Here is a 21846-nt window from a genome sequence, read left to right as displayed (position 1 = left end):
AAGATAGATTAAGCATTCCGGCCTGAGCGGGATGTAATACCTGCTTTTGAGCGGAACAAATGAATATTTTCTAACGCGCGTCCTGTACCAAGTGCCACACAATCCAAAGGCTCCTCCGACACTAATACGGCCATGTTCGTTTCTTCACTGAGAACCCGGTCAATGTGCTGAAGAAGAGCTCCTCCTCCTGTTAACAGGATACCACGGTCCATAATATCCGCTGCTAATTCCGGCGGAGTCTGTTCAAGGGTACTCTTCACCGTATCAATAATAGTAGAGACCGTGTCTTTCAGACACCCTGCAATCTCTTCAGAGGTAATTGTAACTGTTTTTGGAAGCCCGGTCACTACATCTCTTCCGCGGATTTCCATCGTATCATTGTTTTCATTTTCCGCAGGAGGAGCCGCAGCACCAACTTCAAGCTTAATGGCTTCCGCTGTCCGCTCTCCCACCATGACATTATACGTTTTCCGGATATACTGAATGATCGCTTCATCCATTTCATCTCCGGCGATGCGGATCGATTGACTCGTGACGATGCCACCAAGAGAAATGATAGCCACTTCTGTTGTTCCACCCCCGATGTCAACAACCATGCTTCCTGTAGGCTCCCACACAGGAAGGTCGGCTCCGATGGCTGCTGCAAACGGTTCTTCGATCGTATAGGCCTCTCTTGCACCAGCCTGTTTGGTTGCATCCTCGACGGCCCTCTTTTCAACTGCCGTAATACCTGACGGCACACATACCATCACATTTGGCTTTCTTGAGAATATCGAACGTTTTTTGACCGACTGACCAATAAAATATTCCATCATAGTCGCCGTTGTGTCAAAATCAGCAATGACGCCGTCCTTCATTGGACGTATTGCCTTAATGTTGCCCGGTGTACGCCCAATCATATTTTTCGCGCTGCGGCCTACAGCTTCAATATTTCCCGTGTCTGTCCGCATAGCTACCACCGAGGGCTCACGAAGAATGACTCCTTCACCTCTCGCGTAAACGAGCGTATTTGCCGTACCTAAATCGATCCCCAGGTCTCTCGTTCCAAACATCTATGTATATCTCCTCTCGTCTCGCAAAATGCACGGTCGTCCTTTTCAGCAGGTATTATTCATTGGAGCATCTAATGATTTATTATGTTGGATAATGCCCTTTTCGGCACCCCTGTATTCCCATATGTAGCGGGCACGTTCAGCGGTCCTCCTGGATGAATGCTTTCATCTCCAGGATTTCTGTTCCTCTGACGCTCTCCCGTTATTATGCATTAAAGTACAGCTGTCCCTGCATGCACTATTTTTTATTATACTGAAAAATATTTGAAAAACATAGGGGCAATGCACCTGTTTTTTTAGGATAGGCTTATTTTCACATCTGCGCGTTCTACATAAATCCCTGCTCTTTCATGCTCTCAAAGCACTGATCACCAACGATTACATGGTCGAGCAGTTCAATTCCAAGCAGTCGGCCGCATTCTGCTACCCGCTTAGTCACCTGAATATCCTCGCTGCTCGGCGCCGGATCGCCGGATGGATGATTGTGAAGACAGATAATTGATGCGGCGGACCGCCGCAGCGCTTCTTTGAACAGCTCCCGTGGATGAACAATACTTGAATTTAAACTGCCGATAAATAGCGTCTGCTTATGAATAATTTGATTTTTAGTATTCAGACACAGTACTACAAAATGCTCCTGCTGTAAAAACCTCAAGTCTTCCATCATATACTCCGCCGCGTCTTCAGGTGAACGCACAACGTATCTGTCCGGATACGAATAGCGAAAGACGCGCTTTCCCAGCTCAAGGGCAGCCTGCAGCTCCAAAGCTTTTGCTTTTCCAATACCCGGGATTTCCATCAATTCTTCCCTGGTCGCTTCTTTCAATAAGGGAAGAGCATCGAAACGTTCCATCACCTGGGCAGCCAGCTCCAGTACCGGCGCCTGCTTTGTACCTGTGCGAAGGAGTACTGCCAGCAGTTCCTGCTCCGTCAGCGCCTCCGCTCCTTGTTGTTCCATTTTCTCACGGGGACGGAACAGTTCTGTTCCGGCAGGGATTGCAGTCAATTTCATCATTGATCGTCTCCTTTATGTGTGGGGGTTGAAACGGGGGATTATAAAAAAGCCAGGTACCATTTCAGGCATGCTTCTCCGGCAAACAACGTAAATAAGCTGCCGACCGCGATAGCAGGGGCAAACGGGAACGGTGTTCCTTTTTTGAAAGCATTAAATGGATATAGTAGAAAAATAACAATAGAAGCAGTGAATACAGCAGCTGTAAAATTTACGGCAAGAAGATGCGGGCCAAAGAAAAATCCGAGAACAGTAAATATTTTCAGATCGCCGCCGCCCATCCCTCCCCTCGTTACCAGAATAATAGCTGATAAAAGAAAAAAGCCGGCTAGTGCGCCTATGAAGCTTTCGTTCCAGGCGGGCTCCTCCAGCCAGAACAGTTTTAAAAGCACCGCTCCAAGAAAAAACAAAAGCGACACCCGGTCCGGGATGATCATGGCTGTAATATCGCTGATAGTAATAATGAAAAGGTAGGAAATAAGAAGTAAAGCTGCAGCGAATTCTGCAGTTGGTCCGAAGCGGACGTAGGCGAGGAAAAACAAGACACCACCGGCGCCTTCCATAAGAGGATAAATCGCGGAAATACGGGTTTTACAGAAGCGGCATTTACCGCCCAGATACAGATAAGAACAGCAGGGGACTAAATCTCTTTTTTTAATTGGCTGGACACATACCGGACACCTTGACGGGGGCATCCATACAGACGCACCAACAGCCATTCGCATGCCTGCGGCGTTACAGAAGGAACTCACTACCATCCCTGCCGCTGTAAAATATACAGCGAGCAATACGTTCATTACAACACCTCTTCCATTTTTTTCTTATTATAGCATGCTTTTCCGTTAATCAGCTCAAAAAAATAATAAAAAAGCAGAAGCATACGGCTTCTGCTTCTCGTTTTCTTATTGACTCCACTCCTGCATCAGCTGGGAGATGAAATACAGGGAGCCGGCAAACACGATCACGTCTTCCTGATCCCGGGCTGTCTCTGCTTTTTCCCACGCCTTCTGCCAGCTTTCTGCTGTTTGAACGTCGGCTGTATTCGCTTCAGCAATATCCTCCGGCGCTGCTGCCTGCGGAAAATCAAACGGTACCGCCGTGATGGATTTTATCTCCAGGCCGTCCAACTGATCGAGCACCGGTGCCTGTAATTTGTCCGTTTTCATTCCAACAATAAAATGAAACCGGCCGTTTGGATAATGCGTGGCTAACGCTTCTTTAAGGCTTTTCATTCCCTCTTCATTATGCGCACCGTCAAAAAGGACGTGCTCCTCGCCAGGCGCTTTTTCAAGTCTCCCCGGCCAGGCTGCTTTTTTCAGACCAGCACGAATGTGCTCATCCTCTGCGGGCAGGGCATAATACATTTTCAGGTAACGCGTTGTAATTACCGCTGCTGCCGCATTCTCCACCTGATGCTCCCCGAGCATGGAGACCTCGAGATCCTCCATATCTCCGAGCAGGGAATAAAAGGAAAAACGAGTTCCTGACTCTGACGGCTCAAGGCGGCGGACATAAAACTGACTGCCAAGCTGATAAAACTTCGAGCGCTGGTAATCGGCAGCCTCCTCAAAAATGCCGGCAAGCTCTTCATTTTGTTCGCATGTCACCACAGGAACCCCGCCTTTAATAATGCCGGCTTTTTCCCGGGCTACTTCTTCGAGCGTGTCCCCGAGAATTCCCTGATGGTCGTGTCCAATATTTGTGATAATGCTCACCATAGGGTGGATGGCGTTTGTAGCGTCCAGACGACCGCCAAGGCCAACCTCCCATATTACTACGTCCGGAAACGTTTTTCTGGCAAAATACATTGCCGCTATAACAGTAATCACTTCAAACTCCGTCGGTGATCCAAACGGCGTGCGGGCGATGCTTTCCACTACCGGACGAAGAACGGCAGCCAGCTCCAGAAAATCCTCCTCGCTGATCGGCTCTCCGTCTGTGGCAATCCGCTCACGGAAATGGTGAATATACGGTGATGTGAATGATCCGCAGACAATACCTGCTTCTGTCATAATATTTCTCGTAAATGCCGCGGTGGATCCTTTGCCGTTCGTTCCGCCAATATGAATGCCCTTCAGTCGGCGTTCCGGATTGCCGACAGCTTCAAGCATCATGTTCATCCGGTCAAGTCCCGGGCGGATACCGAACGTTTCGAGTGAGTGCACCCATGCTTCTGCTTCCTTGTATGTGTGCAAAGTAGACCTCCCTTTAAACAGCCATGCAGCAGGCCCCCTCGCCGGGAGCGTCTGCTGCTTAGCTTTTTTGCAGTTCTTCCATTCTGGCTGTTACTTTTTCTCTTTTTTGTTCGTAATCCTTCTGTTTTTCTTTTTCTTCCTCGACGACGTGTGCGGGAGCTTTGCTGACAAACCCTTCGTTGTTCAGCTTTTTCGTGACCCGTTCCACTTCTTTATCAAGCTTGTCTTTTTCCCGCTGCAGCCGCTCTATTTCTTCGTCTACATTAATAAGGCCTTCAAGCGGCAGAAAGATCTCCGCCCCGCTCAATACGTGGGATATGGATTTTTCCGGAGCCTCCATTGCTGCATCGATCGTCAGCGTTTCCGGATTTCCAAACCGTACAATATAGTCACGCCCCCGTTCGAGTCGTTCCGAAGCCTGGCTGTTGGACGGCTTCAGACTCATCGGCACCGCTTTGCTCGGTGGAACGTTCATTTCCGCCCGCGTATTCCGGACCGAACGAATAACCTCCTGAATTAATTCCATATCGCGTACCGCTTCCTCGTCAAACAGCTGCGAATCCGCTACCGGCCAGGAAGCACTCATGATCGACGTTCCTTCGTGAGGGAGATGCTGCCAGATTTCCTCCGTGATAAACGGCATCATCGGGTGAAGCATACGCATCGTCTGATCAAATACATGAACAAGTACAGACTGGGCCATGCGTTTTGGCTGTTCGTCTTCACCGTACAGCGGCAGCTTGGCCATTTCAATATACCAGTCGCAAAGGTCATCCCAAATAAAGTTATAGAGCGTCCTTCCGGCCTCCCCAAACTCGTATTTTTCCATCAGCTGGGTGGCGTTCTGCTTTGTTTCCTGCAGCCGGTGTAAAATCCAGCGGTCCGCAATCGTTTTTGTGCCTTCGAGCTCGATATCTTCTGCCGTTATCCCTTCCACATTCATCAGCGTAAAGCGGGCAGCGTTCCAAATTTTATTGCCGAAATTCCAGTTGGCCTCTACCTTTTCCCACTGGAAACGAATATCATTGCCCGGTGTTGTACCTGTAGCGAGCAGAAAGCGCAGAGCATCCGCCCCGTACTGATCGATAACATCCATCGGGTCCACCCCGTTGCCGAGGGATTTACTCATTTTCCGCCCTTCGCTGTCACGTACCAGGCCGTGAATAAGCACGTCCTCAAACGGGCGTTCGCCGGTAAACTCCAGACCCTGAAAAATCATCCGCGACACCCAGAAGAAAATGATGTCGTAGCCGGTGACAAGCGCACTCGTCGGATAGTAGCGCGCATAGTCCGCGCTTTCTTCCGGCCAGCCCATAGTCGAAAACGGCCATAAAGCCGAGCTGAACCATGTATCAAGCACGTCCTCGTCCTGTTTCCACTCCTCCGGATTTTCCGGTGCCGTGCGTCCGACATAAATTTCGCCTGTTTCTTTATGGTACCAGGCCGGGATCCGGTGCCCCCACCACAGCTGCCGGGAAATACACCAGTCCCGAATGTTTTCCATCCACTGCAGATACGTCTTTTCAAAGCGTTCCGGAACAAAGGTAACTTTTTCTTCCTTCTTCTGAAGCTCTACCGCCTGCTCCGCAAGCGGCCCCATGTTTACAAACCACTGGGTGGAAAGGTACGGTTCAACCACGGCGCCGCTCCGCTCGGAATGGCCGACAGAATGCATATGCTCCTCGATATCAAACAGAATGCCCTCTGCCTGCAGATCCTTCGTCAGCTGCCGGCGGCAGGCAAAACGGTCCATGCCCTCGTAGACGCCGGCATTTCCATTCATGCTGCCGTCCTCATTCATCACAAGTACGCGCGGCAGGTCATGACGGTTACCCATTTCAAAGTCATTTGGATCATGCGCAGGCGTAATTTTCACTGCCCCTGAACCAAAATCCATGTCCACATAGTCGTCTGCGATAATTGGAATTTCTCTTCCGATGATCGGCAGCACGGCCGTTTTTCCGATAAGATGCTTATAGCGCCCGTCCTCCGGATGTACCGCGACTGCCGTGTCCCCGAGCATCGTTTCCGGCCGGGTCGTCGCTACTTCGATCGAGGTATTTTCGCCTTTAACCGGGTAGCGCATATGGTAAAAATGACCCTGTACTTCTTTATACTCCACCTCAATATCCGAAAGCGCCGTCTGCGTTTCCGGGTCCCAGTTGATGATGTACTCACCCCGGTAGATAAGCTCCCTTTCATACAACGAAACAAAGACTTCCCGCACCGCTTCCGAGAGACCTTCATCAAGCGTGAATCGCTCCCTCGAATAATCGAGTGAAAGTCCGAGCTTGGCCCACTGGCTGCGGATGAAATCTGCATATTCCTCTTTCCATCCCCACGTTTTTTCCAGGAACGCTTCCCGTCCAAGCTCGTAGCGGCTCGTACCTTCTTCCTTCAGCTGCGCCTCGACCTTGGACTGGGTAGCAATCCCGGCATGGTCCATCCCCGGCAGCCATAGGGTGTCATAGCCCTGCATACGCTTCATACGGATTAAAATATCCTGAAGCGTCGTATCCCACGCATGGCCAAGGTGAAGCCGGCCGGTTACGTTCGGCGGCGGAATAACAATTGTATAAGGTGTGCCGTCTGTCTGGCCTGCTTCAAACTGTCCTGTTTCTTTCCAGAAGTCATACCAGCGGTTCTCTGTTTCCTTCGGATCGTACTTTTTCGCCATTTCCGTCTCTTGTTTTCCCATACAAATCCCCTTTCTTCTCATAAAAAAACTCTTCATCCCGAGTAAGGACGAAGAGTTTTCGCGGTACCACCTTAATACCTGCCGCCAAGCAGGCACTTTCCCATAACGGCGGCTACCGTCTTTTCTTACTGTATGCGTTCAGAAAAGAAGCTCGAGGGCGACTTTCCGCACGGGTCGTTAAAGAATCTCTCAGCCCTGGATCCTTTTTTCTGTACAACAGACCTGCGTGCGTACTCCTCCCTGTTTCTGCATTTGTTATTAATATTGAGTTAGTGTCTTTATTTTACGAAACCAGGACGCGTGCGTCAACTGTCTTCCCCGTGCTCTTTATTTGCAGCAAGACTTGCAAAGACGCGGTCAGCCGCCTCAATGGTTTTATCGATATCTTCTTCGCTGTGCTCCGTCGATAAAAACAGGCCTTCGAACTGCGAAGGCGGAAGTGATATTCCCTCTGCCATCATTCCACGGAAATAACGCGCGAACATTCCCAGATCAGACTTCTTCGCAGAAGCAAAATCCACTACCGGTTCATCGGTAAAGAACAGGCCGATCATCGCTCCGGCACGGTTGATTTGATGTGGGATTCCATGCTTGGAAGCCGCACGGTTCAGCCCTTCTTCAAGCTGGGCTGCCCGGGCGCGGAACGTTTCATAGCTGCTTTCGTCCACTTGTCTGAGTGTTTCAAGTCCGGCTGTCATCGCCAATGGATTGCCGGAAAGGGTACCTGCCTGATAAATAGGTCCGTCCGGGGCAATCTGCTGCATGATATCGGCACGGCCGCCGTAGGCTCCCACCGGAAGCCCGCCACCGATCACCTTTCCAAGACACGTGAGATCCGGAGTCACCCCGTAGTGTCCCTGGGCGCTGTTATAGTCCACCCGGAAGCCGCTCATAACTTCATCAAAAATCAGCAGACTGCCGTGCTGATTCGTAATGTCGCGAACGCCTTCCAAAAATCCTTCACCCGGTGTGACCACACCCATATTCCCGGTGACAGGCTCGAGGATAACACCGGCGATTTCATCTCCGTATTCATCAAACGCCTTCTGCAGGCTGTCGAGATCATTGTACGGAACGGTAAGCGTATTCTGCGCAATCGAACCAGGAACGCCCGGGCTGTCCGGCAGGCCAAGCGTGGCGACGCCGGAGCCGGCACGAATGAGAAGAGAATCTCCGTGGCCGTGATAGCATCCCTCCATTTTTACAATTTTGTCCCGGCCGGTAAACCCGCGGGCGAGACGCAGCGCACTCATTGTCGCTTCCGTGCCGGAGTTCACCATCCGGACGACTTCAATGGAGGGCACCCGGTCCACGACAAGCTCTGCCAGACCCGCTTCTGTTACGTGCGAAGCACCGAAGCTCGTGCCTTTTTCAGCCACAATTTTTAAGCTGTCGACCACATGCTCGTTTGCGTGTCCGAGAAGAAGCGGCCCCCAGGACATCACATAATCAATGTATTCATTGCCGTCAATATCCTTAATACGGGAGCCTTTGCCTTCATCCATATAAACAGCCGGATGGCCGACCGATTCATAGGTCCGTACGGGGCTGCTGACTCCTCCCGGCATTACTTTTTTTGCGCGTTCATGTGCATGTATTGAATTATGATACGATTTCATGTCATACCTCCTGGATACTTAAAAGTTATCTTTTTTGCTATTCCCGTCCTTAGTATATCGAAAACAAGCCCTGGACTGAATACCTTCCAGAGCTTGCTATTATTATTTATTATCCTCCTGCATATAACGAACAGCATCTTTGGCGAAATACGTCACAATCAGGTCCGCTCCGGCACGCTTCATACTGGTGAGCTTCTCCATGACAATATCCTTTTCATTTACCCATCCGTTCTGGGCGGCAGCTTTAATCATCGCATATTCCCCGGAAACGTTATATGCTACCACTGGGTAACCGGTGCGCTCCTTCACTTCTCTTACGATATCGAGATAAGCAAGGGCCGGCTTCACAATAAGAAAATCGGCACCTTCTTCGACATCAGTTTCCGCTTCTTTTAACGCTTCAAGCCGGTTCGGTGGATCCATCTGGTAGGTTTTCCGGTCCCCAAACGAAGGAGTGCTGTGAGCTGCGTCACGGAACGGGCCGTAAAAGGCACTGGCATATTTAACCGTATAGGACATCAGCGGCACCGTCACGTGTCCTGCTTTATCGAGCCCTTCCCGGATAGCCGCTGTAAAGCCGTCCATCATGTTCGACGGCGCAATAATGTCTGCCCCGGCTTCCGCCTGGGAAACTGCGGTTTCTGTTAGATTTCTCAGCGACTCATCGTTATCCACGTAGCCGTTATGAATAACCCCGCAGTGCCCGTGGTCTGTATACTGGCACAGACAGGTATCTGCAATCACCGTTAACGCCGGGTGATTTTCTTTAATCTGCCGGATCGCCCGCTGGACGATTCCGTCCTTCAGAAAAGCCGGCGTTCCTTCAGCGTCTTTTTCCTCCTCATGAGGCACGCCAAACACGATGACGCTCGGAATACCGAGGACTTCCAATTCATCCATTTCTGCATCCAAATGATCCAGGGAAACATGATAGACCCCCGGCATGGACGGTACTTCTTTACGCACGTTTTCCCCTTCGACGACAAAGATAGGATAAATCAAGTCATTGGGCCGTAGTTCGTTTTCTCTTACCATTGCTCGTATACCAGGCGTCGTCCGCAATCTGCGGTGCCGGCGGAAATGTAAATCAGCCAATGTGAAGCCTCCTAAATAATTTCCTTGGTTTTTTCTATCATTCCTTCTACGGAATGAATATCTGCTTCGTAAACATACTTGAATCCAGTTTCGCGGGCAGTTTGTCCAGTCGAGGGGCCGATTGCCACTACGGGAACAGCCAAAAGCACCTGCTGGTAAGCCCCTGCAAGCCGGTACAGGGCCTCTACAGAGGAAGGACTTGCGGCCGTCAGTACGTCAACTCCCCGGTTCTTTAAAATCGTCTGCAGAAAGGGCTCATTTTTTTCTTCCGGCACCGTTGTATATAAATGCCATACCCATAAGCTTAAGCCCTGGGCTGCAAGCGACCGGTACAGGGTGTCCGCCGCCTTGGCGCTTTGAGGAAGAAGCACGTTTTCCCGGCGGCCAATTACCTGCCCGGCTGCTTCAGCTAACGAAACGGCTTTATATTTTTCCGGCATCAGCTCTACCTGAAAGCCTTCCTGTTCCAGTGCCTGCTTGGTTTTCGGCCCGACAGCAGCTGTTTTTAAGTTGGCGGGAATACCAAGACCGTGCCGCTTTTGCCATTCTGCCAGGTAATAGACGGTATTCACGCTTGTTACCAGCATCCAGTCTATATTACCGCTCCGCCACCGCTCTGCCATTGCCTTTTCCCTGCTCCGTACCGGTACGGTGGTAATAACCGGCACCGCTTTGACACAACAGCCTGCAGACTGAAGACCCTGCACCAGACTTGCGTTCTGGCCGGCTCCTCTTGTCACCAGTACTGTTGCTGTCACTACTCTTCACCCATCTCTTCCCGGGCCTGTTCCAGAATTTCTTTGCCGCCCCGGCCAAGCAGGGCATCAGCAGCCTGTCTGCCCATTTCTTCCGGATTATCGCCCGTAAGCTTTTCTTTTAGTATTTTGCGTCCATCCGTAGAACCAATCATCGCGGTTAATTGCACATTACCCTTTTTGTTTAGAGTCGCATACCCGCCGATTGGCACCGCACATCCTCCCTCAACAGCTTTCAGGAAGGCCCGCTCTGCAGCTACACATTCCGCAACCGGCTCATCATGAAGACGTTGAATGATCTTTAATATATCTTCATCCCCGCTGCGGCACTCAATACCGAGTGCGCCCTGACCTACAGCCGGGACACACATGCTGGGTTCAAGAAATTCCGTGACAATCTCATCGCTCCAGCCCATCCGTTCCAGCCCGGCAGCCGCTAAGATAATGGCGTCAAAGCTTTCCTCCCGCAGCTTCCGAAGCCGGGTTTCGATATTACCCCGGATCCACTGAACGTTTAAATCCGGCCGCTCTGCTTTAATCTGGGACGTGCGCCGCAGACTGCTCGTGCCAACTACTGCCCCAAGCGGCAGATTATGAAACTTTACATGATTGTTTGCAATATAAGCGTCTCTTGGGTCCACCCGGTTTGTGACAGCGCCGACCTCAAAGCCTTCCGCCATTTCTCCCGGAAGATCCTTCATGCTGTGTACAGCTATATCAATTTCACCATCTGTAAGCGCCTGCTCAATTTCCTTTACAAACAGGCCCTTTCCGCCAACTTTAGATAACGTCCGGTCCAGAACACGGTCGCCCTTTGTAGAGATTTTTTTCACTTCAAAACGATAGGGCAGGTCCAGTTTTTCAAGCTCCTGCTGCACCCATTCTGTTTGTTTTAATGCCAGATTACTTTTTCTAGTGCCCAGGGTAATTGTGCGCATACATCTAGCCATTCCTTTCTAAGCATCCATATTTGTTATAAGTACCATATATGAAACTGGCTCAAATCACTGGAAATAAAATAATTAATGAGTAAAACGACAAAGCAGGCAACGTTTAAAAGCGCCATACGGTAGCCGCGCCAGTGATGAACAGCCAGTAAATATATATACGTACTGTAAAAGCCAAGGAGAATGATCGAACCGATGACTTTTGCATCCTGCCATGGAAGGGAGTCATACCATTTGCCTGCCCAGAGAAAACCAAACACCAGTCCCGCAAATAAAAGAGGGACTCCGATCACGGTGGTCGTGCCTGCCAGCTTCTCCATTTTTGGCAGGTTCTCCATTCTGATTAACCGTTTCCCCCATTGCTTTCTTTTTAAAAGCTGATGCTGCAGCACATACATCGCAGAAAATACAAATGCCAGTGTAAACGAAGCATAGGAGAGCAGAATAAAAATAATATGCACTACGAGTGTCTCAGACAAAAGAAGCGTTTCAAGCTCGTTTGGAATATCGCCGTTAAACGAAAAAGAGCTGAACGTCATCAGCAGAAACCCGATCACATTTAAAAAGAAAACCAGTACATCCATTCGAAAAAACCAGTTCACAATAAGTGAAATGGTTACAAGAGACCACGCATAGAAATACATGCCTTCAAAAGGCGTGATTACCGGGGCGCGATCATACATAAATATTCTAAGTACTAAAAAGGCCGTCTGCGAAGCCCAGACAATAGAAAGCAACCAGAAGGCGAGTCGGTTCACCTTCCGGTTGGTTTGAGAAAAATCAACGAAGTAGCAAAGGACGCTCAGGCCGTATAGTACAATCGTTACAATATAAATAATTCCTTCGGCTGCAACCATCCTGACGCCCCTCTCTTAGGAACGAACAGCGACATCTGTCGCGTAAGCATATGGAAGGCGGAACCCACGCGATTCTCTGGAGGCATTCCATTCCTCCTCCGCTTCTTCCTTGCGTATCTGGCGCTCCTCTGCTGCCCTGGCTTCTTCTACTTCCTCTTCAAGAGCAAAGATTTCGGTAAACAGCTGCAGCATTTCTTCTGCATCATTGTTATCAGCCATTTCTTTAGCCTTCGTTATCGGATCTTTGATCATTTGATTGATGATGCTTTTCGTGTGCTTACGCAGCACTTTCTTTTCCCGCTCGGTAAGCTCCGGAAGCTTCCGTTCCACGCTGTCCATCGTATCTGCCTGGATAGCCAGAGCTTTTGTCCGGAGAGCGGAAATTACCGGTACCACTCCGAGGGTATGCACCCAGTCCTTAAAATCTGACACTTCAGCATGGATCATTCTCTCCATCAGTGCTGCAGCTTTTTTGCGTTCTTCCATGTTGGAATTCACAATGTCCTGCAGGTCATCAATGTCATACAAAAAAACATTATCGAGCTGATCCAAGGCCGGATCCAAATCTCTTGGAACCGCAATATCAACCATAAACAGCGGTTTACCTTTTCGCTTTTTGCTGGCAGAAGCCACCTGCTCTTTATTCAGCACATAGGAATCCGAGCCGGTGGAGGAAATTAAAACATCCGCCTGTGCAAGCGCGTCAGTCAGCTCCTCCATTGGTTTAGCTTTTCCGTTAAACTGCGCAGCAATCTGTTCTGCTTTTTCATACGTCCGGTTAAATACCGTCACTTCAGCAGCACCGCCGGAGTGCAGATGTTTAGCTGTCAATTCGCTCATTTTTCCCGCACCCAAAACAAGCACCCGCTTGTTTTTAAACGAACCGACTACTTTTTTACCAAGTTCCACAGCAGCATAGCTGACTGATACAGGATTATCATTAATTTCTGTTTCGTGATGGGCCCGTTTGGCATACGTGACTGCACGTTTAAACAGTTCATTAAATATCGTGCCGGTCGTTTCATTTTCGTGGGCTGTAGCAAGGGCATGTTTCACCTGACCCAGTATTTGTGTTTCACCAATAACCATGGAATCAAGACCGCTTGCGACCTGAAACAAATGCTGCACTGCTGCATCATTTTCGCGTATATTTAAAAATGGGCCAAAATCTTCCTGTGGCATTTCGAACCAGCGGCCCAGAAATTTTTTCACAAAGTGCCTTCCTGTATGCAGCTGGTCAACGACTGCATACACCTCTGTCCGGTTACAAGTAGATACGATGACGCATTCCAGGATACTTTTCATGTCACGAAGCTCCTGCAGTGCCTGAGGAAGTGTATCATCCTGAAAGGCCAATCGTTCCCTCGTTTCAACTGGAGTTGTTTTATAGTCTAATCCAGCGACAATAATATGCATGTTCGTATCTTCACCCCCTGCGTCATCAATACCATGTTTAATGCAACCACCAAATGTTCAGCTTTTTTTATACGTTCCACTCTTCACACAACCCATTGTATCACACAACTATTTATCTTTTGACGTCAATTTGTGAACAAGGGCTGACAGTTTTTATACTATATCTTTCTTTTACTCACCGTTCCAATGTATAACTTCCACATATTATTTTCAAATAAACTGCTCAATAGCCCGCCAGGCTTCATCTTTACCCTGTGCCGTTTCTGCGGAAAACACAACCGTCTGGTCCTCCGGCTTCAGCTTAAGTGTTTCTTTAACACGTTTTAAATGACGGGGGCGTTTATTTTTCGTAATTTTATCAGCTTTTGTTGCAATAATAACTACCGGCAGCTCATGAAATTTCAAATAATCGTACATCGCAATATCATCTTTGGTCGGTTCGTGGCGAAAATCAATAATCATAAAAGCGGCTTTCAGTACGTCTCTGCTTTTAAGATACTCCTCCATCATTTCGCCCCAGGCTGCCCGTTCGCTTTTCGATACCTTCGCATAGCCGTAGCCGGGAACGTCTACAAACAAAAAACGGTCTTCGATATTATAAAAGTTGAGTGTACGTGTTTTGCCGGGCTTTGAAGAGGTACGGGCCAGGTTTTTTCTTGCTAACAGGGAATTAATGAACGAAGATTTCCCGACGTTGGATCTTCCGGCCAGAGCTATTTCCGGAAGTCCTCCCTCAGGATACTGCTTAGGGCTGACCGCGCTTATCACAAGCTCCGATTTATGAACTTTCATTTTTCTCCTCCAATGCTTCTTTTAACACTTCATCAAGATGCTTCACCGTGATAAACGTAATATCTTTTTTGATGCTCTCCGGTATATCTTCCAGATCCTTTTCATTATCGGCTGGTATCAGGATCGTCGTCAGTCCGGCCCGGTGGGCGCTCATTGATTTTTCCTTGAGTCCGCCGATTGGGAGGACTCTGCCCCGCAGCGTAATTTCACCGGTCATTCCTACTTCCTTTTTCACCTTCCGCCCGGACAGTGCAGACACCAGGGCTGTTGCAATTGTGATGCCTGCTGAAGGCCCGTCCTTCGGAGTGGCCCCTTCCGGAACGTGAATATGAATATCCCATTTTTCCTGAAAATCAGGGTCAACGCCCCACTCATCCGCTTTTGAGCGAATATAGCTGAATGCCGCCTGCGCGGATTCCTTCATGACGTCACCGAGCTTCCCGGTTAACTGCAGCTGGCCGTTTCCTTTTGCGAGAGATACTTCAATAGATAAAGTTGTCCCCCCGGCAGCTGTATAGGCAAGGCCGGTAGCTGCGCCCACCTGGTCTTCCTCCTCCGCACGTCCGTAACGGTACCGCGGACGTCCAAGCAGTTCTTCGATTTTCGCCGGCGTGACTACTACTTTTTTGTTTTCACCCATGACGATCAGCTTTGCTGCTTTCCGGCACACTGCTGCAATTTCTCTCTCAAGGCCACGGACTCCTGCTTCTCTCGTATACTCACGGATCAGCTTCAAAAGGGCTCCCTGCCGGAACTGGATGCTTCCTTTGGTTAAGCCGTTTTCCTTAATCTGCTTTTCCACAAGGTGGTTTTTGGCAATACCTTCTTTTTCAATTTCCGTGTATCCGGCAATGCGAATAACCTCCATCCGGTCGAGCAGCGGCTCAGGGATGGTGTTCATATTGTTCGCCGTAGTAATAAACATCGTTTTGGAAAGATCGTAAGGCTCTTCCACATAATGATCTTCAAACGTATTATTCTGTTCCGGGTCAAGCACTTCAAGCATGGCTGAAGAAGGGTCCCCGCGGAAATCACTGGCCATTTTGTCGATTTCATCAAGCAGAAATACCGGATTGACGGTCCCTGCCTTTTTCATTCCCTGAATAATACGGCCGGGCATAGCACCGACATAGGTTTTTCGGTGGCCGCGGATTTCCGCTTCATCCCGGATGCCCCCAAGGCTCATTCTCGTGAAGTTACGGTCGAGAGAGCGGGCAATGGAACGAGCTAAGGACGTTTTCCCCACACCCGGCGGTCCGGTCAGGCACAAAATCGGCCCCTTCACTGATTCTGTCAGCTGCTGCACGGCTAAGTGTTCAAGCACCCGGTCTTTAACTTTTTCAAGGCCGTAATGATCTTCATCAAGTACGCGCTGGGCACGCTTAATGTCAAGCTGATCTTCTGTTTCCTCGTACCACGGTATATCCACCAGCCATTCGATATATGTCCTGATAACGGAAGTCTCTGCAGAAGCCCCTGGCATTTTTTCGTAGCGCCTGAGCTCCCGCTCGGCTTTTTCCTGGACCTGTTCCGGCATTTTTGCCTGCTGAATTTTTTCCCTGAGTTCATCTACTTCGCTTTCTTTTCCGTCAGCTTCTCCGAGCTCCTTTTGGATCGCCCTCATTTGTTCACGCAGATAGTATTCCCGCTGCGTTTTTTCCATTGATTTTTTTACGCGCTGTCCAATCTGGTTTTCAAGACCTAATACTTCCTGTTCCTTCTGCAAAATATCGATAATTTTACGCAGACGCTCTGAAGCGGTGAACTGTTCGAGCAGCTCCTGCTTCTCTGCCACTTTTAACGGCAGGTGAGAGCTGATCATATCGGCGAGCCGGTCCGCCCCTGCAATGTCCTGTACCGACTGGATTGTTTCACTGGAAATTCGCTTGGAGGCAGTGGCGTATTGTTCAAAAGCCTCGAGTGCTTTTCTCATTAGTGCCTGTTCCTCAGCCGAATCCGCGTGCTCTTCCGTAGGCAGCACTTCCATTTCCACCTCGAAAAAAGCATCCTTATCGATAAATTCTTTTATTTCTGCGCGCTCCAGACCTTCCACCAATACACGGATGGTGCCGTTCGGAAGCTTCAGCATCTGCTTAATTTTTGCCACTGTACCAACATGGTACACATCAGCTTCGCCCGGATTATCTACTGATAAATCTTTCTGCGTGACGAGCAGAATCCGGCTGTCCTTAGCATTTGCCTGTTCCAGGGCCTCTACGGATTTATCTCTTCCCACATCCAAATGAAGCACCATCGACGGAAACACAAGCAGTCCGCGAAGCGGCAGCATCGGTATGGAAATCGTCGTTGTATTTGGCATTCGCTAACACCTCTATTGTCAAATTATATTCGTTTGCTGTTATGCAGTGATGCGGTTGTTACGTACTAAAGGTATACTATTTATTTTATCCTATTTATAAAATTACTGTCTATGAAACATTACTCATTGACAGGAAGTTGTCTATAAATGCTATGTATAAATAATCAGAACCCCCGCACCATACGGATGCGGGGGTTTCTGTATAAGGTCCCTTTTCATTCAGGCGAAAAACCGTTTATGCACTTTCTTTTGGTTTGTACTGTTTTAACGTTACTTCTTTGCCATCTTTTGTTTTCAGAAGAGGTGATCCGTCACTATCTACGCTTTCTGCTGTAATAGTGCAGGAAACAATTTCTTCTTTGGAAGGCAGATCATACATGACATCAAGCATGATGCCCTCGATGATGGAACGAAGTCCACGTGCTCCGGTCTTGCGTTCAATTGCTTTACGCGAAATCGCACGCAGCGCGTCTTCGGTGAATTCGAGCTCCACTTCATCCATTTCGAGCAGCTTTTGATACTGCTTGACAAGCGCGTTTTTCGGCTGGGTCAGGATCTCAATCAACGCTTCCTCGTCTAACTGCGACAGGCTGGAAATGACAGGGATCCGGCCGATAAATTCAGGAATCAGGCCATAGCGCAGCAGGTCTTCCGGAAGAATCCGGCTCATGTATTCATCGTGGCCCATTTCAGCGTTTTCAGACTCTGCCCCAAAGCCGATGATTTTACGGCCAAGGCGTTCTTTTACAATTTGTTCGATGCCATCAAATGCACCGCCGCAGATGAACAGCACATTGCTCGTATCAATCTGGATAAATTCCTGATGAGGATGCTTTCTGCCTCCCTGCGGAGGAACACTGGCGGTTGTGCCTTCCAGAATTTTCAGAAGCGCCTGCTGAACCCCTTCCCCGGATACGTCACGGGTGATGGAAGGGTTTTCTGATTTACGGGCTACTTTATCAATTTCATCGATGTAAATAATACCCTTTTCTGCTTTCTCTGTATCATAATCAGCTGCCTGGATAAGCTTCAGCAAAATGTTTTCCACGTCTTCACCCACGTAGCCTGCTTCCGTCAAAGAAGTTGCATCTGCGATCGCAAACGGCACGTTCAAAATACGGGCCAGCGTCTGGGCTAATAGTGTTTTCCCGCTACCGGTCGGACCTAAGAGCGCTATATTACTTTTAGCCAGTTCCACGTCGTCGGTTTTCTTTGTGGAATTCACACGCTTATAGTGGTTATAGACAGCTACAGAAAGCGATTTTTTCGCTCTCTCCTGGCCGATAACATAATCATCTAGTGTTTCATTGATTTCGTATGGCTTCGGAATTTCTTCGAATTCCACTTCTTCTTCCGAACCTAATTCTTCCTCCACGATCTCCGTGCACAGTTCGATACATTCATCACAAATGTATACGCCGGGCCCGGCGACCAGCTTACGAACCTGATCCTGAGTTTTTCCACAGAAGGAACATTTCAATTGTCCTTTTTCTTCATTGAATTTAATCAACTGGTTCACCCCTCACCTAAATATGAAACATTTAAAGCAGCGTAATGTATACAATCAATCCGTCTGATTAAGCCCTTCGATGACTTTTCTCAAAGCGGCATATTCTCTGCTCTGCCTAAACACAAATATTAATTCTTCGTTTACTATATAGGAAGTTTTTAAATAACACAATTATTGCGCTTGAGTTGAATTGTATCATACTTTCCTATGGAAATCGAAACAATACCCTTTAGTATGGGCAGCCGGGGTATGCTGATTTTTGCCCGTTTCAGGCGGAAAAATCCTGAAGGCATACTTCACCCTCAGGATTTTTTAAGCATTTAAGCCTTATTCGTTTTCTGCTTCTTCATCTTCTGGTTTTTCTTTTTTCGGTACAGTTTTGCTGTGCTCAACAAGATAGTCGATAGCGCGCTGCAGACGAAGATCCTGCTTCAGCATATCCACGCCGCCCTGCATTTCGATAAGGCTGCGGATTTCTTCTTTATCGCGCTGGTACATGTCAGCCATTTTTTGAAGTTCATTTTCCACGTCTTCTTCACTTGCTTCAAGGTTTTCCTGCTCAGCTACGGCTTCAAGAGTCAGATTCATGCGGACACGTTTTTCAGCTTCCGGCTGGAACTGCTCTTTCATGCCTTCTTCGTCCGTACCGGTAACCTGCTGGTACATTTCCAGAGTCATACCCTGGGACTGAAGGCGCTGGCTGAATTCCTGAAGCATACGGTCGGATTCTGTGTTGATCATCGCCTGCGGAATTTCTGCAGAAGCTTTCTCCGCTGCCTCTTCAACTACAGTGTCCCGCTCGTGATGTTCTTTTTCATGCTCACGGTCGTGTTCAAGCTGATGGCGAACTGCCGCTTTAAGCTCGTCGAGTGTTTCTGCTTCGTGCTCTTCTACGTCCTTCGCGAACTCATCGTCGAGCTCTGGAAGCTCTTTACGCTTGATTTCGTGAAGCTTGACATGAAAGACAGCTTCTTCGCCGGCAAGGTTTTCAGCATGGTACTCTTCCGGGAAAGTAACCGTAATATCTTTTTCTGTACCCGGCTGCATGCCTACAACCTGCTCTTCAAATCCTGGAATAAAGGAATTGGAGCCGATCTCAAGCGAGTGATTTTCCGCACTGCCGCCTTCAAAAGCTTCTCCATCTACGAAACCTTCGAAATCGAGTACAGCGGTATCTCCGTCCTGGACTTCGCCCTCTTCCACTACGGCAAGATCTGCGTATTTGCCCTGAAGATTTTCAAGCTCCTGGTTTACTTCTTCTTCTGATACAGAAGTGTCAAACTCCTCTACTTCGAGTCCTTTGATCTCGCCGAGCTCTACTTCCGGCTTCACGGTGACTGTAGCAGTGAATTTCAGGTCTTTGCCTTTTTCCACTTCTTCTACATCGATTTCCGGACGGTCCACTGGTTCAATACCCGCTTCGTCCACTGCTTCGGCATAAACATCCGGAAGCAGGATATCCAGGGCATCCTGGTATAAAGACTCTACTCCAAAACGGCTTTCGAAAAGCTTCCGTGGCACTTTTCCTTTACGAAATCCTGGAATAGATACATCATTTTTCACTTTATTAAATGCTTGATCCAGAGCTTTGTCAAACCGTTCCGATTCTACGTCTACGGTTAAGACTCCCTGGTTTCCTTCTTTCTTTTCCCAACTGGCATTCATTCAAATTCCCTCCAAATAACTAGGTTCTACCGTGTAAACAACTACCCTATTATAACATAACACTAAACCATTTCAATGAATGATTCATTTTCCGCTAAACTTACTCCCACAAGGGATTAAACATTACTTTCAAATAGGGGCTTTTCAGATTTCCTGAATGAACCCCTGGATTCTTTCGTATTCCTCCTGCATCGATCTAAAGCCTGCTTCAGCTACTCCGTAACACTCCCTGATATCCTGTTCGTCCGGGAGCGGCTCAAACTGCCGGAACGTCTCAAAGTGCAGCACAGCTGCCAGCACTTCAATCTGTACCGAAGGAGGAAAAGGATAGTAATACAACAGCAGCTGCTGCAGCAGCTCTTTCGCATGCTGAAGCAGCACTGGATCTTTATCCCCGAGCGAACGGTCGAGCAGAAACGAGGACTCTGTATACGAGCTGCTCTCTTCCAAAGCCGGAAGCGTGGACGGGGCGAACTCCCCTTTCCTGCCCAGCTTCTGCACCCAGACAGCGTCTTCGATCTGCCAGTCCTTCAGAAGCAGAAGAAGGAAGCTTTTCATTAGTGGCGATGTTTCCTGCCGGGCCAGCAGCTCCCTTATTGCAGGCATCCATTTTTCCGGTCCTTCTTTTCGAAGCACATTTAACACATGCAGCTTCTGGTCCTCAGTTCCCATTTGAAGCACCATTTCCCATTCCACCGGCAGCGAAGAGCGTTCTTCAGGCATTGTATTGTATTCTTCCGTTTCCACTTGCATATGCGTCATGCCATCAGCAAGAGCATACAATTCCTGAAACTGCTCTCTCAAATGACCAGGCACTTCCTTTGTGTTCTGCACTTCATCCAGCGTTTCAATTACCTGGTCATACCTGCCCAGCTGAGCTAATACCGGTACGTATACATGGAGAATCTCGAGAAAGTCACTGGTATTGTCTTTAAGCAGTTCTTCTGCCCATCCGGCCGCTTCCTGCAGATATCCTGCTTCCGCGTAAGCTAAAAGAAGACCATAGGAAGCGTCAGGATTTCGGCTCTCATGCATCAGCGCCTGGCGAAACACGTCTACGGCCTGCTCCTTTTCACCAGCCTTCAGCTGTTCGAGCCCCTGCTTCACCAATTTTCCGGCTGCTCCAGGGAAAGAAACAACCTTCTGATTCGGCCTTTTATCCATCTGGTGCCTCCTTCTGTAAAAATCCGCTATGCCAGTAGATCGTAAATTTTTTGTATGGGCAGATCAAATAGTATATGTATGTATGAATAACTGCGTTCAGTACAGCTTAATGTAAAAATGAAGACGGCCGCTTTGGGCCGCCTTCCCCGTTAAACTTTGACCCGTTTTTCATACGCTTCGATATCTTTTTCATATTGAAGCGTAATACTAATTTCATCCCATCCGTTTAACAGCATTTCCTTCCAATAGGGATCTATCTCAAATGTTGCCTCGAAATCCGCATCTTTATCAGAGATTTGCTGATTTTGTAAATCTACTGTCAAGTGGTATTCTTTAACATTCCCATTCTTCATCAGTTCATAAACCTGATCTTCGGGCAGCCGTACCGGCAGTATCCCGTTTTTGACGCAGTTATTGTAAAAAATATCCGAATAACTGGGAGCAATAATAACGCGAAACCCGTAGTCCTGCAATGCCCATGGGGCGTGTTCCCTTGAAGAGCCTGAACCAAAATTATGGTCGGCAATCAAAATTGAAGCATTGGCTGCTGATGGATAATTCAGCTCAAAGGAAGGATCTTCTTCCCCATTCGACTTGAAGCGCCAGTCAAAAAATAAAAACTGGCCGAACCCGGTACGTTCAACGCGTTTTAAAAACTGTTTCGGGATAATTTGGTCTGTGTCCACGTTTGCCCGTTCAAGTACTGCCGTATTTCCTTCGTGCACTGTGAGTGCTTCCATGCTGCCACC

At 48.6% G+C, this 21846-nt stretch carries 17 protein-coding genes and 1 other annotated feature; all 17 genes read right to left on the bottom strand.

Annotated elements, in window-relative coordinates; genetic code table 11:
• Window positions 1-8: 8 nt before the first annotated feature.
• A complete protein-coding gene (locus SIC45_RS03780; RefSeq protein ID WP_319631118.1) occupies window positions 9-1052 on the bottom strand; it encodes a rod shape-determining protein in 1044 nt (347 codons plus the stop codon).
• A 328-nt stretch (window positions 1053-1380) separates the two neighbouring features.
• Window positions 1381-2067, bottom strand: a complete 687-nt coding sequence (radC, locus tag SIC45_RS03775) for a RadC family protein (protein WP_319631117.1) — start codon at window positions 2065-2067, stop codon at window positions 1381-1383.
• A 38-nt stretch (window positions 2068-2105) separates the two neighbouring features.
• The gene (locus SIC45_RS03770; protein ID WP_319631116.1) at window positions 2106-2861 is read right to left on the bottom strand and encodes a prepilin peptidase; all 756 of its coding nucleotides are present in this window, start codon (window positions 2859-2861) and stop codon (window positions 2106-2108) included.
• Window positions 2862-2966: 105 nt separating this feature from the next.
• Window positions 2967-4259, bottom strand: coding sequence for a folylpolyglutamate synthase/dihydrofolate synthase family protein (locus tag SIC45_RS03765; RefSeq protein ID WP_319631115.1), 1293 nt, complete (start codon window positions 4257-4259; stop codon window positions 2967-2969).
• A 58-nt stretch (window positions 4260-4317) separates the two neighbouring features.
• Window positions 4318-6957: a valine--tRNA ligase gene (locus SIC45_RS03760; protein WP_413645497.1), complete on the bottom strand. Its 2640-nt coding sequence runs from the start codon at window positions 6955-6957 to the stop codon at window positions 4318-4320.
• A gap of 40 nt (window positions 6958-6997) precedes the next feature.
• Window positions 6998-7213: a binding site (T-box leader), on the bottom strand.
• Between the two features lie 49 nt (window positions 7214-7262).
• On the bottom strand, window positions 7263-8576 hold the full coding sequence (hemL, locus tag SIC45_RS03755; protein ID WP_319631114.1) for a glutamate-1-semialdehyde 2,1-aminomutase: 1314 nt from the start codon (window positions 8574-8576) through the stop codon (window positions 7263-7265).
• A gap of 102 nt (window positions 8577-8678) precedes the next feature.
• The gene (hemB, locus tag SIC45_RS03750; RefSeq protein ID WP_319631113.1) at window positions 8679-9671 is read right to left on the bottom strand and encodes a porphobilinogen synthase; all 993 of its coding nucleotides are present in this window, start codon (window positions 9669-9671) and stop codon (window positions 8679-8681) included.
• Between the two features lie 11 nt (window positions 9672-9682).
• Complete coding sequence (locus SIC45_RS03745; RefSeq protein ID WP_319631112.1) at window positions 9683-10429, bottom strand: uroporphyrinogen-III synthase; 747 nt, start codon at window positions 10427-10429, stop codon at window positions 9683-9685.
• Window positions 10429-11364, bottom strand: a complete 936-nt coding sequence (gene hemC, locus SIC45_RS03740; protein ID WP_319631111.1) for a hydroxymethylbilane synthase — start codon at window positions 11362-11364, stop codon at window positions 10429-10431. The genes SIC45_RS03745 and hemC overlap by 1 nt, the downstream gene beginning before the upstream one ends.
• A gap of 35 nt (window positions 11365-11399) precedes the next feature.
• Entirely contained in the window at window positions 11400-12230 is an 831-nt protein-coding gene (locus SIC45_RS03735) for a cytochrome c biogenesis protein (protein WP_319631110.1), read from the bottom strand.
• A gap of 15 nt (window positions 12231-12245) precedes the next feature.
• Window positions 12246-13646 carry a glutamyl-tRNA reductase gene (gene hemA, locus SIC45_RS03730; protein WP_319631109.1) on the bottom strand — a complete coding sequence of 467 codons (1401 nt, stop codon included), beginning with the start codon at window positions 13644-13646 and terminating at the stop codon, window positions 12246-12248.
• A gap of 210 nt (window positions 13647-13856) precedes the next feature.
• Window positions 13857-14438 (bottom strand): ribosome biogenesis GTP-binding protein YihA/YsxC, encoded by a 582-nt coding sequence (gene yihA / locus SIC45_RS03725; protein ID WP_091614714.1) that lies wholly within the window; start codon window positions 14436-14438, stop codon window positions 13857-13859.
• Window positions 14425-16758, bottom strand: a complete 2334-nt coding sequence (gene lon, locus SIC45_RS03720) for an endopeptidase La (protein WP_298783574.1) — start codon at window positions 16756-16758, stop codon at window positions 14425-14427. Before lon ends, yihA begins: the two co-directional genes overlap by 14 nt.
• 235 nt (window positions 16759-16993) lie before the next feature.
• Window positions 16994-18268, bottom strand: coding sequence for an ATP-dependent protease ATP-binding subunit ClpX (gene clpX / locus SIC45_RS03715; protein WP_022793156.1), 1275 nt, complete (start codon window positions 18266-18268; stop codon window positions 16994-16996).
• A gap of 327 nt (window positions 18269-18595) precedes the next feature.
• Window positions 18596-19933 carry a trigger factor gene (gene tig, locus SIC45_RS03710; protein WP_319631108.1) on the bottom strand — a complete coding sequence of 446 codons (1338 nt, stop codon included), beginning with the start codon at window positions 19931-19933 and terminating at the stop codon, window positions 18596-18598.
• A gap of 144 nt (window positions 19934-20077) precedes the next feature.
• Entirely contained in the window at window positions 20078-21097 is a 1020-nt protein-coding gene (locus SIC45_RS03705; RefSeq protein WP_319631107.1) for a tetratricopeptide repeat protein, read from the bottom strand.
• Between the two features lie 149 nt (window positions 21098-21246).
• Window positions 21247-21837, bottom strand: coding sequence for a 3-isopropylmalate dehydratase small subunit (gene leuD, locus SIC45_RS03700; protein WP_319631106.1), 591 nt, complete (start codon window positions 21835-21837; stop codon window positions 21247-21249).
• Window positions 21838-21846 lie beyond the last annotated feature (9 nt).

It is taken from the genome of Marinococcus sp. PL1-022 (genome assembly GCF_033845285.1).
Taxonomy (GTDB): domain Bacteria; phylum Bacillota; class Bacilli; order Bacillales; family Marinococcaceae; genus Marinococcus.
Note: the sequence above shows the minus strand (reverse complement) of the source record. Positions and strands in the feature narration are given on the sequence as shown.